A 14,406-nucleotide genomic window follows, 5' to 3' on the forward strand; every position below is an offset into this window, starting at 1 on the left:
ATGAAACTGTTGCCCGAAATCGAGCTGGCATCGACCCGGCCCGCACTCGATGCGCGTCCGCTCGAAAAGCGCGTCGGGCTGATTGCTTTGGCCACCGATCATACCAGCGAGGTCGACTTCCGCCGCATGGTGGCGAGCGAGCGGATCGGCGTCTATGTCGCGCGCATCCCCTACGCCAATCCGACGACGCCGGACAATCTGCGCAAGATGCAGCCCTCGCTTTCGACGGGCGCGGCACTGATCTTGCCGGACGAGACGCTCGATGCCGTCTGCTATTCCTGCACGTCTGCTTCCGTGGTGATCGGCGACGCCGAGATCGAGCAGGCGATCCAGGCGGCCAAGCCGAATGTTCCCGTGGTCACGCCGCCCATGGCCGGCGTGCGCGGCCTCAACGCTTTTGGCGTGAAGCGGATCAGCATTCTCACCCCTTACACTGTCGAGACCAGCCGGCCGATGGCCGCCTATTTCGCCGCGCACGGCTTCGACATCGAGAGCGTCACCTGCCTCGGCTTCGAGGACGATCGGGAGATGGCACGCATCGAGCCTACCTCGCTCGTCGATCTGGCGCGCAAGGCGACGCATGCGCAGGCAGATGCGCTGTTCGTTTCATGCACCGCGCTACGCGCGGCGCTCGCCGTTCCAGGCATGGAGGAGGCAATCGGCCGCCCGGTCGTCACCAGCAACCAGGCGAGCGCCTGGAACTGCCTGCGGCTTTGCGGCGACGACACGGCGCGGCCGCAGTTCGGCCGGCTGATGACGAAGCCATTGGCCCGGTGAGCGGGCATGCCAATGACCAAAACGGAAGTCACGCTTCAGCATATCCGCGCTGCGCGCGAACGCATTGCCGGAAAGGTCGAGCGGACGCCGACTGTGTTGTCGCAAAGCCTCTCGGATCGGGCGGGCCATCCCGTTCACCTCAAGCTGGAACATCACCAGACGACCGGCGCGTTCAAGCTGCGCGGCGCGTCCAACGCGATCGCCGCGTTGAGTCCGCGAGAAAAATTGCGCGGGGTGGTCGCGGCATCGACCGGCAATCACGGCCGCGCGCTGGCCCATGCGGCGAAGCTCAAGGGCATGCGCGCGGTGATCTGCATGTCGAAGCTGGTGCCCGAAAACAAGCTCGATGCAATCCGCCGCCTTGGCGCGGATATTCGCATCGTCGGCAACAGCCAGGACGATGCCCAGCATGAGGTGGACAGGCTGGTTGCGGAGGAGGGGCTGGTCATGCTGCCGCCCTTCGACCATCCGGACATCGTCGCCGGGCAGGGCACGCTGGGGCTGGAGATCTTGGAGCAGGTTCCGGAAGCAGCAAGTGTGCTGGTGCCGCTCTCCGGCGGCGGCCTGGCGGCCGGCGTTGCCGCGGCGGTCAAGGGGGTGAGCCCGGCCACCAAAGTCGTCGGCGTCTCGATGGCGCGCGGTGCCGCGATGAAGGCGAGTCTCGATGCCGGCCGCCCCGTGCAGGTCGAGGAATTGCCGACGCTTGCGGACTCACTCGGCGGCGGCATCGGCCTCGATAACCGGCTGACCTTTGCCATGTGCCGTGAGCTGCTCGACGACGTCATCCTGCTTTCCGAGGACGAGATCGCCGCCGGCATCCGGCATGCCTATGAGGAAGAGCGCGAGATCGTCGAAGGCGCAGGCGCGGTCGGCATCGGCGCGCTGCTTGCTGGGAAGGTCACTGCGAAAGGACCGGTGGTGGCCATCCTGTCTGGCCGCAACATCGACATGAGCCTGCAACGCCGCATCGTCTGCGGCGACGCTGCACTGACGGAGCGCCCCAGATGAGCCGCGTGACCATCCTCACCGAAACAGACCTGCGCAAGGTCGTGACGCTCGATCTGGATGCGGTCGCCTGCGTCGAGAACGCCTTTCGGGCTTTGGCGACAATGCCGGTGGCGATGCCGCCAATCTTGAGGCTCGACATTCACGAGCATCGCGGCGAGGTCGACGTGAAGTCCGCGTACGTGCCCGGCATAGATGGCTTCGCCGTCAAGATAAGCTCCGGCTTCTTCGACAATCCGAAGCTCGGCCTGCCGAGCGGCGGCGGCATGATGGTGCTGCTTTCGGCCAAGACCGGTGTGATCGAGGCGCTGCTGCTCGACAATGGCTATCTGACCGATGTGCGCACCGCCGCAGCCGGCGCAGTCGCGGCCAAGCATCTGTCGCGCGAAGACTCCAGCATAGCGGCGATCTTCGGCGCCGGTTTGCAGGCCGGCCTGCAATTGGAAGCGCTGCGTCTCGTCAGGCCGATCGCGGAGGCGCGCGTCTGGGCGCGCGATGCGGCCAAGGCCGAGGCGACCGCGGCCCGCTTGCGCGAGAGACTGGGCATCATGGTGCGTGCCGAGCCGGATGCGGCGAGGACGGCAGCGGGCGCCGACATCATCGTCACCACCACGCCTTCGACCGAGCCGCTGATCAAGGCCGGGTTCGTCTCGGCCGGCCAGCACATCACCGCGATGGGCTCGGATGCCGAGCACAAGAACGAGATCGCGCCGGCGATCCTTCGCCTGGCAGATCTCTATGTCGCAGACAGCGCGAAGCAGACGCGGCGCTTGGGCGAGCTTCACCACGCCATCGAGGCAGGGGCGATGGCGGCCGACGCGGAAGTCACCGAGCTCGGCCAGATCATCGCCGGGAAAAAGCACGGACGACGATCGGCCGGTGACATCACCCTCGCCGATCTCACTGGCACCGGCGTGCAGGACACCGCGATCGCCACTTTAGCCCGCGACCGCGCGCGGGCAGCGAAGGCGGGAACGATTTTCGAAAGCTGAATATGGCCGCGAGGCCCAACAAACGAGGACCAACAAAATGCAGCCAAACCTGAAATTCTCGCGAAGCGAATTTGCCGATCGCCTTGCCAAGACGCGGAAAGCCATGGAGGCCAAGCGGGTCGATCTGCTGATCGTCAGCGATCCCTCCAACATGGCCTGGCTGACCGGCTATGACGGCTGGTCCTTCTATGTGCATCAGGCGGTCATCGTGCCGCCTTCGGGCGAGCCGGTCTGGTATGGCCGCGGCCAGGATGCCAACGGCGCCAAGCGCACCGCCTATCTCGCGCATGACAACATCATTGGCTACGCCGATCACTATGTGCAGTCGACCGAGCGGCACCCGATGGACCATCTCGCCAGCGTGCTTGCCGATCGCCGCTGGGACAAGCTGACCATCGGCGTCGAGATGGACAATTATTGGTTCTCGGCGGCGGCCTTCGCATCGCTGCAGAAGCACCTGCCCAAGGCCCGCTTCGTCGACGCCACCGCGCTGGTCAACTGGCAGCGCGCCGTGAAGAGCCCGACCGAGATCGACTATATGCGCAAGGCCGCCCGCATCGTCGAGGCCATGCATCAGCGCATCGTCGACAAGATCGAGGTCGGCATGCGCAAATGCGATCTGGTCGCCGAGATCTATGACGCCGGCACGCGCGGCGTCAAAGGCATCGGTGGCGACTATCCGGCGATCGTGCCGCTCTTGCCATCGGGCGCCGACGCCTCGGCGCCGCATCTCACCTGGGACGACCAGCCGATGAAGGTGGGCGAGGGCACCTTCTTCGAGATCGCTGGCTGCTACAATCGCTACCACTGCCCGCTGTCGCGCACCGTCTTCCTCGGCAAGCCGACGCAGGCCTTCCTCGACGCCGAGAAGGCGACGCTCGAGGGCATGGAGGCGGGCCTTGCCGCCGCCAAGCCGGGCAATGCCTGCGAGGACATCGCCAATGCCTTCTTCGCCGTGCTGAAGAAGTACGGCATCGTCAAGGACAACCGCACCGGCTACTCGATCGGTCTTTCCTATCCGCCGGATTGGGGCGAGCGCACGATGAGCCTGCGCCCCGGCGATCGCACCCTGCTCAAGCCCGGTATGACCTTCCATTTCATGACGGGTCTATGGCTCGAGACAATGGGACTTGAGATCACCGAGTCGATCCTGATCACCGAGACCGGCGTCGAGTGCCTGGCCAATGTGCCGCGCAAGCTGTTCGTCAAGGATTGAGCCGATGTCAGCTCTGCCTCCATCGCCGATCACGCCGACCGTCGAGTTCGAACGCGACGGTGTCCAGCACGGCTTCCTGCGCCTGCCCTACAGCCGCGACGATTCCGCCTGGGGGTCGGTGATGATTCCGATCTGTGTCGTCCGCAACGGCAAGGGGCAGACGGCGCTGCTCACCGGGGGAAATCACGGCGACGAATATGAAGGCCCGCTGGCGCTCTACGAGCTCGCCCGCACGCTCGACCCGAAGGATGTCACCGGCACCGTCATCATCGCGCCGGCGATGAACTATCCGGCGTTCCGCGCCGGCAGCCGCACCTCGCCGATCGACAAGGGCAACATGAACCGCAGCTTTCCCGGCCGGCCGGACGGTACCGTGACGGAAAAGATCGCCGACTATTTCCAGCGCGAATTGTTGCCGCGGGCGGACATCGTGTTCGACTTCCACTCCGGCGGAAAGACGCTGGACTTCGTGCCCTTCTGCGCCGCACATACGCTGCCGGACAAGGAGCAGGAGAAAAAGGCCTTCGCCGCGGTCGAGGCCTTTTCGGCTCCGTTCTCGATGCGCATGACCGAAATCGATACCGTTGGCATGTATGACACCGCGGCCGAGCAGATGGGCAAGGTCTTCGTCACTACCGAGCTCGGCGGTGGCGGCACGGCCCGGGCCGAGACGGTGCGCATCGCTCGCCGTGGCATCCTCAATGTGCTTCGCCATGCCGGCATCGTTGATGGTGCTATCGAGAAAAATCGAACTCAATGGCTCGACATGCCCTCGGGGGACTGCTTTGCGTTTGCCGAGGACGAGGGCATGATCGAGACCATGATCGATCTCGGCGAGAAGGTGGAGGAAGGCCAGGTCGTGGCGCGCATCCATTCGACCGGTCGCACCGGCACCGCGCCCCAGGAGATCAAGGCCAGGATGTCAGGGCTCCTGGCCGCGCGCCATTTCCCCGGCCTGGTCAAGGCCGGCGATTGTGTTGCGGTGCTTGCCGTCGAGGTTGACTGAAGCGCGCCAGGTAGAAGCGACGCCGTAACGCCGCCAAGGCCACCTGCGTTACGGCTCGCATTCAACTGTGGAATAGGTAGGCGGCAATCGAGTCCGGCTTCATCTCGATCGAGAAGCCCGGCGCCGTCGGCGGCATGTAGGCCGCATTCTCAATGACACAGGGCTCGAGGAAATGCTCGTGCAGGTGATCGACATATTCGATCACCCTTCCATCCTTGGTGCCCGACACCGCGATATAGTCGATCATCGACAGATGCTGGACATATTCGCACAGGCCGACGCCGCCGGCATGCGGCCAGACCGGCAGGCCGAACTTGGCGGCGATCAAAAGCACGGCCAGTACCTCGTTCAGGCCGCCCATGCGGCAGGAATCGATCTGCACGATATCGATCGCGCCGCCGGCGATGAACTGCTTGAACATGATGCGGTTCTGGCACATCTCGCCGGTCGCAACCTTGATCGGCGCCACCGCCTTGCGGATCTTGGCATGGCCGGCGACATCGTCCGGGCTGGTCGGCTCCTCGATGAAAAAAGGCTTGGCGAAGGCAAGATCGCGCAGCCAGTCGATCGCCTGGTCGACCTCCCAGACCTGGTTGGCGTCGATCATCAGGTAACGGTCCGGACCGATCACCTCGCGGGCGATCCTGAGGCGGCGGATGTCGTCGTCGCGGTCGCGGCCGACCTTCAGCTTGATGTGATTGAACCCCTCGTCGACTGCTTCCTGGCAGAGGCGCCTCAGCTTGTCGTCGGGATAGCCGAGCCAGCCGGCCGATGTGGTATAGCAGGCATAGCCTTCGCGCTCGAGGGTGGCGATGCGCTCGGCCTTGCCGGCCCCGGCCTTCCTCAGGATCTCCAGCGCTTCGGCCGGCGCGATCGCATCGGTGAGATAGCGGAAGTCGACGATGCGCACGATCTCTTCCGGGCTCATCTCGGCGACAAGGCGCCAGACCGGCTTGCCGGCTTCCTTGGCCCAAAGATCCCAGACCGCATTGACAACCGCGCCGACGGCGAGGTGCATGGCGCCCTTGTCCGGGCCGATCCAGCGCAACTGGCTGTCGCCGGTCACGTGATGCCAGAAGCGGCTGGGATCATGCTTGACCCAGTCCAAGTCGATCCCGACAACAAGATGGCGCAGCGCCTCGATCGCCGCGCAGCAGATCTCGTTGCCGCGGCCGATGGTGAAGGTGAGCCCGTGGCCGCTAAGCCCCTCGCTATCGGTGTCGAGGGTGACATAGGCGGCCGAATAATCGGGGTTCGGATTCATCGCGTCCGACCCGTCGAGGCTCTGCGACGTCGGGAAGCGCAGATCGAAGACGCGAAGATCGGTAATGCGGGTCATGCTCGGTGCCTCATCAGATCGACCAGCCGCCGTCGATATTATAGGCCTGCCCGGTGGTATAGGTGGCGCCGGCGAGATAGACGGCAAGATCGGCGATCTCCTCCGCCGTGCCCAGCCTTCCCATCGGCTGGCGGGAGATGAAGGCAGCACGGGCGGCCTCATAGTCGCCCTGCGCCCGCATGCGGCTTTCGAGCGAGGGGCTCTCCACCGTGCCGGGGCAGATCGCGTTGCAGCGAATGCCTTTGCCGACATAGTCGGCGGCGATCGATTTGGTCAGCCCGATCACGGCCGCCTTGGTCACGCCATAGGCGAAGCGGTTCGGCACGCCTTTCGGGGCGCCGGCGACCGATGCCATGTTGATGATCGAACCACCGCCGCGTTCCAGCATGCCGGGCAGCACGGCGCGGATAGTGCGGATCATGGCGCGCACATTGAGGTTGAATGCGAAGTCGAGGTCCTCGTCTTTCATCTCCAGGATCGAGCCGGAGTGGACGAAGCCGGCGCAGTTGAAAAGCACATCGATGCGGCCGATTTTGGCGAAGGCGGCCTGCACGGCGTCGTCGTTCAGCACGTCGAGCTTGCGAGTCTTGATGACCGAGGTGTTGCCGAGCTCGGCCAGCGCCGCTTCATTGATGTCGGTGGCGTGGACGATCGCGCCAGCCTTGGCGAAAGCCAACGCGCTAGCCCGGCCGATGCCTTGCGCAGCGGCCGTTACGACCACCACCTTGCCTGTCAGATCAGCCATGTTGTTTTGTCTCCGTCTTCAGCCGAGCCGGGGGCGCCGCTCGACGATATAGATGTGATCGGCGGCCAGCACGACTTCGTCGCGCTGGTTCAAAACCTCGACGCGTTCGATGACGCGCCCGGAGTCCGGCCGCTTCGGATCGTCTTCCTTCGCGGCGATCGTCGTGCGCGTGCGGATCGTGTCGCCGATAAAGACCGGCTTGATGAAGCGCAGCCTGTCATAACCGTAGGAGAAGGCGACCGGGTTGATGACGCTCGCGGTCAGGCCGACGCCGACCGAGAACACCAGCGTGCCATGCGCGATGCGCTGGCCGAAGGGCGTCGTCTTCATGAACTCGGCGTCCATGTGGTGCGGAAAGAAATCGCCGGTGTGGCCGGCATGGACGACAAAGTCGGTCTCGGTGATGGTGCGGCCGCTGGTCAGCCGCGACGAGCCGATCTCGTAGTCGTCGAAATAGGTGACCTGTTCCATGCCGTTCCTTACGGTTTTGCGGTGAGCGGCGTCGCCGGCGCGGCGCTCGAACGATAGGCGGCTTCCACCAGTGCCATGGTGTTCCAGGCATCTTCGACGGAGCTGACCAGCTCTTTGTCTTCCCCGGAGGCGAAGCGCTGCACATTGGCCATGCGCCCGACAAAGGCGTCGGGGAACCATTCGCCGGTGAGCGGCACGCCGACCCAATCGGAGCCGCCTTTAGGATGGATTTCCAGCACGTCGGGCTCACCGCGCGGATAGTCGAGATTGAGGCCAAGCTTGACGTAGGCGGCGCCCTCGGTGCCGCAGATACGGAACTCGCAGGCCTGATGCCGCCGTCCGAACTTATGATCGTGATTGATCGAGAGCGCGCAGCGCACCGTGTCGCCATAGTCGAGGATGGCGCTTGTCCGGGTCTGCGCGACCTTGTGATTGGGATGGCCGAGCGTCTTGGCATGCACGCCCTTCGGGTCGCCGAGAAGCTGCCGGATCAGGTCGAGATAGTGGATCGAATGCATGGCGATCTCGACACGCGGCGCCGCGAGCAGGAATTCCCAGAGCTGCCACGGCGTTGCGAGCGCCAGCCAGGCATCGAAGTCGACGACCTCGCCAAGCCAGCCCTTGGCGATCGCGTCCTTCAGCGCCAGCATCATCGGCGCGAAGCGAAGCTGGAAATTCGCTGCAGCCTTGAGCTTCTTGGCGCGACAGATTTCAAGGATCTCGGTTGCCTCGCCAAGGTAGTTGCCCATCGGCTTCTGGATCAATGCGACCGCGTCGCCGGGCAGGGCCTTCAGCACGTCGGCGTGCCGGCCGGGCGGCGTTGCAAGATCGAAGATCGCATCCTTGACGGCGGCCGCCTCGTCCACCGAGCCGAATGCCGTCACGCCCCATTGTTCGGCCAGTTTCCGAGCCTTGGCCTGGTCCGGATCGTAGAGACCCACCACTGGAAAACCAGCCTTGCGATAGGCCGGGAAATGCGCATCGCCGACGATCGAGCCGGCGCCGAAGGTGACGATCGGACGCGGCTTTGCAGGCATCGGCCAGGATTGCGCCAGCGAGGCGGGATCGAAGGCATCAGTCATGGTGGAAGACTTCATCCATCGTCGCCCACCACTCGCCCTCCTGCCTCGTCGGCAAGGGTTCCTGGCATGGTATGCAGACCGACCACCATTCCTGGGTCTTCGGATCGGCGGCCATCTTGGCCATGTCGGCGGCGTAGTCGATGCCGTGATACTCGAAATAGGAGAACAGCAGGTTCTCCGGCCGCTTGAGGTAGATCGAGTAGTTCTTGATGTTGCAGGCGGCGATCATCTCGAGCACGTCCGGCCAGACGGCGGCGTGCAGGCGCACATAGTCCTCGACCTTTTCCGGCTTCAGGCCAAGCACCATGCCCATTCGCTGCATTCTCAGTTCCTCCGTTCCGTGACGGTGACGCTGAATTCGGCGATGCTCAGGGCCCTGGTCGCATCGAAATCCCAGTCGATGCCGAGGCCCGGCTCGTCCGGCGCCAGCGCGTGGCCGTTTTCGATCACCATCTTCTTGCCCGTCAACTCATCCAGCTGCGGAATATATTCCACATATTTGCCGTTCGGCACCGCGCAGGCCAGGCTGACATGCAGTTCCATCAGGAAATGCGGGCAGATCGGCATGTCGAAGGCTTCCGCCATATGCGCCACCTTCAGCCAGGGCGTGATGCCGCCGATGCGGCCGACATCGACCTGGACGATGCTGCAGCCGCCCTTCTGCATATATTCGCGGAAATGGCGGATCGAATAGAGCGACTCGCCGACGGCGATAGGCGTCGCCGTCGAATTCGATAGCCGCACATGGCCGTCTATGTCGTCGGCCGGCAGCGGCTCCTCGATCCAGGCGAGATCGAGATCGCGCAGCCGCTCGGCGCGCCGGATGGCTTCGTCGACGGTAAAACCCTGGTTGCAGTCGGTCATGATCTCATAGCCGTCGCCGACCGCCTTGCGCACGGCCGACAACCGGGCAAAATCCTCGGCGCCGTGCGGCTTGCCGATCTTGACCTTCGAGCCGGTAAAGCCTTTCGCCTTGGCGGCCAGCGCATCTTCGACAAGCGCTTCAGTCTCGATGTGCAGCCAGCCGCCTTCGGTGGTGTAAAGCGGACAGCGGTCCTTGGCGCCGCCGGCGAGCTTCCAGAGCGGCAGCTTCTGCTTCTTCGCCCGAAGGTCCCAGAGCGCAGTGTCGATGGCGGCGAGCGCGATGGCCGTGATAGCGCCGATGGTGGTGGCGTGCGTGGCGAATTCGAGATCGTGCCAGATCGCCTCGATCCGGTCGGCATCCTCACCGATCAGGCGCGGCGCGAGGTGGTCGGCCAGAAGCCGCATCACCGAAGAGCCGCCGGTGCCGATCGTGTAGCTGTAGCCGATGCCGACCGCCCCGTCGACGTCGGTGATGGTGACGATCGGCGTCTCCTGGCTGACGAAACTCTGGATGGCGTCGGTGCGCTTCACCTTCGGCACCAGATCAACCATTGCAAGCTCGACTTTCTCGATCTTCGCCATCGTCAGGCCCTCAAGGATTTGCCGGTTTCCGCGGAAAAGAGATGCGCCTGCGACAGGTCGAAGCTCATCGCCACGCGATCGCCCGCCCGCAATGGCCTCGGGTTCAGCATCCGCGAAACCCAGTCGCGGCGGTCGAATTCGGCGAACACCAGCGTCTCGTTGCCGAGCGGCTCGGTCACCGTCACCGGCAGCTCGATCTCGTGGACGTCAGCGGCATCGCCCGAATGCAGGCCGTGGCCCACGGGGTAGAGGTCATCGGGACGCAGGCCGAACACTACCTTGTCGCCGGCGTTCACCTTGGCCTTGAAGCGGCCGGGCAGCGGCAGGCTCTGTCCGCCGGAAAAGACGATCTTGCCGTCGTCCACGGTCGCCTCCTGCAGGTTCATCGGCGGCGAGCCGATGAAGCCCGCCACGAAGCGTGTCGCCGGCCGCTGGAAGACCTCGTCCGGCGTGCCGACCTGCTCGATGTTGCCGTCGCGCATGATGACGATGCGGTCGGCGAGCGTCATCGCCTCGACCTGGTCGTGGGTAACGTAGATAACCGTGGACTTCACCTTGGCGTGCAGCTTCTTGATCTCGGTGCGCATCTGCGTGCGCAGCTTGGCGTCGAGATTGCTGAGCGGCTCGTCGAACAGGAAGACGTCCGGATCGCGCACGATGGCGCGGCCCATGGCGACGCGCTGGCGCTGGCCGCCGGAAAGCTGGGAGGGGCGGCGCTCGAGCAGCGCGTCGAGGCCGAGAATGGCCGAGGCCTCGGCCACGCGACGGTCCATCTCTTCCTTGGGCGCGCCGGCGATCTTCAGCGAGAAGCCGAGATTTTCGCGGACCGTCATGTGCGGATAAAGCGCGTAGGATTGGAACACCATCGAGATGTTGCGCGAACGCGGCGGCAGATCGTTGACGATGCGGTCGCCGATCTCGATCGTGCCGCCGGAGATGTCTTCCAGCCCGGCGATCATGCGCAGCGTGGTCGACTTGCCGCAGCCGGACGGCCCGACCAGCGCGATGAATTCGCGGTCGGCGACATCGAGATCGATGCCGTGCACGATCTCCATATTGCCGTAACGCTTGGTCAGTTTCTTGAGCGAGACAATCGCCATCGGATCAACCTTTCACCGCGCCGGAAGTCAGGCCCCCGACGAGGTGTTTCTGGACGATGAAGGTAAGGAGCAGCGCCGGGATGATCATCACCACCGCCAGCGCGCACATGCCGCGCCAGTCGATGGTGAATTCGGCGGTGTAGTCGAGCAGCCCGACGGGGAGCGTCTTGGAATTGATCGAGCGCGTCAGCTGCGAGGCGAGCGCGAATTCGTTCCAAGAGGTAAGGAAGGCGAAGATGCCGGCCGACGCGATGCCTGGCCCGGCGAGTGGAAACTCGACCTGCCAGAAGGCCTGCCAGCGCGTGCAGCCGTCGATTTGCGCGGCCTCGGCGAGATCCTTCGGCACCTGGCGGAAGAAGCCGTCGATCAGCCAGATGGTGAACGGCACATTGAGCGCGACATAGGCGAGGATCAGGCCGAAATGCGTGTCGATGATGTCGAGCCGCGCATAGACGAAAAACAGCGGCAGCGACAGCGCGATGCCAGGCACGGTGCGGGTCAGCATAAGGCCGAGGAACATCGCCGACTTGCCACGAAACCGGTGGCGAGCGAAGGCGTAGCCACCGGCCATACCGATGGCGATGGCAATGACGGTCGACGTCACCGAGATGATCAGGGAATTGCGGAAATAGTCGAAGACGGGAACGCCGCCCTTGCCGACACCGCTGAACATGGCGACGTAGGCATCGAGCGAGACCTGCTGCGGGATCCAGACCGGCGGCTTGGCCAGGATCTCGACCGTCGGCCGCAGCGAGGACAGCACGATCCAGATGCCGGGCAGACAGATCAAAAGCATGGCGAGGAACAGGCCGACGCGGTGGGCGACGGCGCCGGCGCGGCGCTTCAGGCGGGCGGATGCGTTGGCGTCCATCCTCACCACTCCGCGCCGATCTGGGTCCGTGCCGCGGCGAGCTTCTTAAAGAAATAGACGGTGAAGACGATCGACAGCAGGATCGAAAAATAGGCCATCGCATTGGCCACGCCCATGCGCGCGTCACTGTAGGCGGTGCGCGCGACCAGCGTCCACAACAGTTCCGTGCGGCCGGCTGGGCCGCCATCGGTCATGATCTTGACGATGTCGTAGGCGCGCGCAACGTCGAGCGAGCGGATGGTCATGGCGATATAGGCGAAGGGCATGATGAAGGGCCAGGTCACATAGCGGAAGGTTTGCCACGGCGTGCAGCCGTCGACGCGCGCCGCTTCGACCGGCTCCTTCGGCATGGCGAGCAGGCCGGCGAGGATCAGGATCACGAAGATCGAGGTCGACGACCAGATCTCCGCGACTGAAATGGCGATGAAGGCGAGATGGCCTTCGATCAGCCAGGGAATGGCGTCCCGCGTGATGCCTAGCGACTGCAGCGCGTTGTTCACCAAGCCGATATTGTCGTTGAACATGAACTTGAACTGGAAGCCGACCAGGATCGGCGAAAACATCATCGGGAACATCATGATGGTACGCAGCAACCGCTGGCCGCGGCTAGCCTTCTCGACCAGCAGCGCGAGGCCGAGACCGAGCAGCATTTCGAGATTGAGCGCGATGGTGAGCAGGAGCACGGTGCGGCCGAAGGCCCACCAGAAATTCGCGTCGGACAGAATGTTGCGATAGTTGCGCAGGCCGATGAAGGTGAAGAAGGTTTCCGGCCGTGTCAGCCTGAACGGCGTGAAGCTTGAATAGAATGACAGGCAGAGCGGCACGACCACCACGGCCGCCAGAACGAGCACGGCCGGCAGCAGAAGAAGCGTTGGCGCGGAAAGCCGCTTGGCCGTCATGCAAAGTCCCAAAATTGTTTGCACGGCCGGCGATGGGGCGGCCGCCTCGGTCAAAGCGGCGCCGGTCGCGAAGACCGACGCCGCTGGGAGGATAGTCCCTTAGAGCTTGCCGGCGTCCTCGAGGATCTGCGTCGCCTTGGCGGCAGCGTCGTCGAGCGCCTGCTTGGAAGTCTTGTCGCCGAGGATGGCGGCCTGAAGTTCGGGATAGACCGCGTTGGAGATCTCGATCCATTCCGGCGTCTGCGGCACCGGGAAGGCGTTCTTGGCGGCTTCCTGGAATGCCTGCAGCACTTCGGTTTTGTAAGGATCGGACTTGGCCTGCTCGAGGTCCCATTCCCACACCTTGGTGCGGGTGGGCAGCGGGCCGGCCGCGGCTTCCAGCTTCTGACTGTCCTCGTTGGTCAGCCACCAGACGAGCGAGGCGGCGGCCTCCTTGTTGGCGCAGTTTTCGGTCACCGAGAAGCCATGCGCGCCGGACCAGCCCGAGCGCTTGCCGGACAAGCCTTTCGGCTGCACCTTGATGCCGACATTGCCGGCGACCTTGGACGACTTCGGGTCGTTGAAGAAGCCGGCCCAGCCCGGCCAGTCGAGATTGAGCGCCACCGTGCCGGACGCGAACCCCTGGCCGAGATCATCCCACAAATAGTTGGTCGTGCCAGCGGGCACAGCCTTGGCCTTGTAGAGCTTGACGAACCAGTCGAGCGCCTTGACGCCGGCCTCGGAGTTGAAGGCAGGCTTGCCGTCCTTGTCGAGATATTCGCCGCCGTCGGCGATCAGCATCTCGTAAAAGCGGCCGTTGATCGCCTCTTCCTTGCCGGCATATTGCGTGCCGTAGAAGTCGGGCGGGCTGGCGAAGAATTCCGCCTGCTGGGCCATCTCGTCGAAGGTGTCCGGCGGGGCGAGCTCCTCGCCGTATTTCTCCTTGTAGGCCTTCTTCTTGGCTTCGTCCTGGTAGAGGCTCTTCTGGTAGTAGAGCGCCGAGACGTCGAACTGCGCGCGCGGCAGCATCACCAGCTTGCCGTCGAGCGTGCCGGCGGCGATGTTGGCCGGGACGAAAGCGTCGATCTCCTCCTTCGGCAGCAGCTTGGCGAGGTCGGTGTAGATGCCCGGATATTGCGGCGCGAACGAGGTGTGGTTGGAGCCGACGCACCAGGTGATCGAGTTGGAGGCGATGTCCGACTTGATCTCCTTGTCGAGATCGAAGTGGTTCTTCTTGGATACGACGTTGACCTTGGCGCCAGTCGCTTTCTCCCACTCGCCGATGCGCGCGTAGAGTTTTTCGTATTGCTGGCCGCCGATCAGCTTGGCGTCGATCGTGACGCCGGTGAACTTGCCCGGCAGGTCGGCCGCAAAGACCGCACCCGATGCCATGAGCAATGCGCCGGCGGCGACGCCGGAAAGCAGTCTGTTCATGAATATCCTCCCTGGAACGGCTGTAGGCCGTCGTGGCTGAAGCT

Annotated in this window: 15 protein-coding genes; 5 read left to right on the top strand and 10 right to left on the bottom strand. The window is 64.2% G+C overall.

Annotated elements, in window-relative coordinates; translation table 11 throughout:
* Genes eutA through doeB form a run of 5 tightly spaced genes read left to right on the top strand, consistent with a single transcriptional unit; the run spans position 1 to position 4,996 of the window.
* Positions 1-777: an ectoine utilization protein EutA gene (eutA, locus tag P9217_RS14990; RefSeq protein WP_278087397.1), complete on the top strand. Its 777-nt coding sequence runs from the start codon at positions 1-3 to the stop codon at positions 775-777.
* Positions 778-789: 12 nt separating this feature from the next.
* The gene (gene eutB, locus P9217_RS14995; protein ID WP_278087398.1) at positions 790-1,785 is read left to right on the top strand and encodes a hydroxyectoine utilization dehydratase EutB; all 996 of its coding nucleotides are present in this window, start codon (positions 790-792) and stop codon (positions 1,783-1,785) included.
* A complete protein-coding gene (locus tag P9217_RS15000; RefSeq protein WP_278087159.1) occupies positions 1,782-2,774 on the top strand; it encodes a cyclodeaminase in 993 nt (330 codons plus the stop codon). The genes eutB and P9217_RS15000 overlap by 4 nt, the downstream gene beginning before the upstream one ends.
* Positions 2,775-2,811: 37 nt before the next feature.
* On the top strand, positions 2,812-3,990 hold the full coding sequence (doeA, locus tag P9217_RS15005; protein ID WP_278087160.1) for an ectoine hydrolase DoeA: 1,179 nt from the start codon (positions 2,812-2,814) through the stop codon (positions 3,988-3,990).
* 4 nt (positions 3,991-3,994) lie between these two features.
* Positions 3,995-4,996, top strand: coding sequence for a N(2)-acetyl-L-2,4-diaminobutanoate deacetylase DoeB (gene doeB, locus P9217_RS15010; protein WP_278087161.1), 1,002 nt, complete (start codon positions 3,995-3,997; stop codon positions 4,994-4,996).
* Positions 4,997-5,057: 61 nt separating this feature from the next.
* On the opposite strand, the gene P9217_RS15015 is transcribed toward doeB, so the two are convergent.
* The 10 genes from P9217_RS15015 to P9217_RS15060 form a co-directional block, all read right to left on the bottom strand.
* Positions 5,058-6,335: an L-fuconate dehydratase gene (locus P9217_RS15015; RefSeq protein WP_278087162.1), complete on the bottom strand. Its 1,278-nt coding sequence runs from the start codon at positions 6,333-6,335 to the stop codon at positions 5,058-5,060.
* 13 nt (positions 6,336-6,348) lie between these two features.
* The gene (locus P9217_RS15020) at positions 6,349-7,080 is read right to left on the bottom strand and encodes an SDR family oxidoreductase (RefSeq protein ID WP_278087163.1); all 732 of its coding nucleotides are present in this window, start codon (positions 7,078-7,080) and stop codon (positions 6,349-6,351) included.
* 18 nt (positions 7,081-7,098) lie between these two features.
* The gene (locus P9217_RS15025) at positions 7,099-7,551 is read right to left on the bottom strand and encodes a MaoC/PaaZ C-terminal domain-containing protein (RefSeq protein WP_095777210.1); all 453 of its coding nucleotides are present in this window, start codon (positions 7,549-7,551) and stop codon (positions 7,099-7,101) included.
* Positions 7,552-7,559: 8 nt separating this feature from the next.
* Positions 7,560-8,633, bottom strand: a complete 1,074-nt coding sequence (locus tag P9217_RS15030) for a Gfo/Idh/MocA family oxidoreductase (protein ID WP_278087399.1) — start codon at positions 8,631-8,633, stop codon at positions 7,560-7,562.
* The gene (locus tag P9217_RS15035; protein ID WP_278087164.1) at positions 8,626-8,955 is read right to left on the bottom strand and encodes an L-rhamnose mutarotase; all 330 of its coding nucleotides are present in this window, start codon (positions 8,953-8,955) and stop codon (positions 8,626-8,628) included. Before P9217_RS15035 ends, P9217_RS15030 begins: the two co-directional genes overlap by 8 nt.
* 2 nt (positions 8,956-8,957) lie before the next feature.
* Positions 8,958-10,079 (bottom strand): mandelate racemase/muconate lactonizing enzyme family protein, encoded by a 1,122-nt coding sequence (locus P9217_RS15040; RefSeq protein ID WP_278087165.1) that lies wholly within the window; start codon positions 10,077-10,079, stop codon positions 8,958-8,960.
* A 2-nt stretch (positions 10,080-10,081) separates the two neighbouring features.
* Positions 10,082-11,179: a sn-glycerol-3-phosphate ABC transporter ATP-binding protein UgpC gene (ugpC, locus tag P9217_RS15045; protein WP_095777214.1), complete on the bottom strand. Its 1,098-nt coding sequence runs from the start codon at positions 11,177-11,179 to the stop codon at positions 10,082-10,084.
* 4 nt (positions 11,180-11,183) lie between these two features.
* Positions 11,184-12,050, bottom strand: a complete 867-nt coding sequence (locus P9217_RS15050; RefSeq protein ID WP_278087166.1) for a carbohydrate ABC transporter permease — start codon at positions 12,048-12,050, stop codon at positions 11,184-11,186.
* Positions 12,051-12,052: 2 nt separating this feature from the next.
* Positions 12,053-12,949 carry a sugar ABC transporter permease gene (locus tag P9217_RS15055; RefSeq protein WP_278087167.1) on the bottom strand — a complete coding sequence of 299 codons (897 nt, stop codon included), beginning with the start codon at positions 12,947-12,949 and terminating at the stop codon, positions 12,053-12,055.
* Positions 12,950-13,048: 99 nt separating this feature from the next.
* Positions 13,049-14,362 (bottom strand): extracellular solute-binding protein, encoded by a 1,314-nt coding sequence (locus P9217_RS15060; RefSeq protein ID WP_278087168.1) that lies wholly within the window; start codon positions 14,360-14,362, stop codon positions 13,049-13,051.
* Positions 14,363-14,406: the final 44 nt, after the last annotated feature.

Origin of the sequence: Mesorhizobium sp. WSM4989, assembly GCF_029625795.1 — a bacterium.
In the GTDB taxonomy this organism is placed as follows: domain Bacteria; phylum Pseudomonadota; class Alphaproteobacteria; order Rhizobiales; family Rhizobiaceae; genus Mesorhizobium.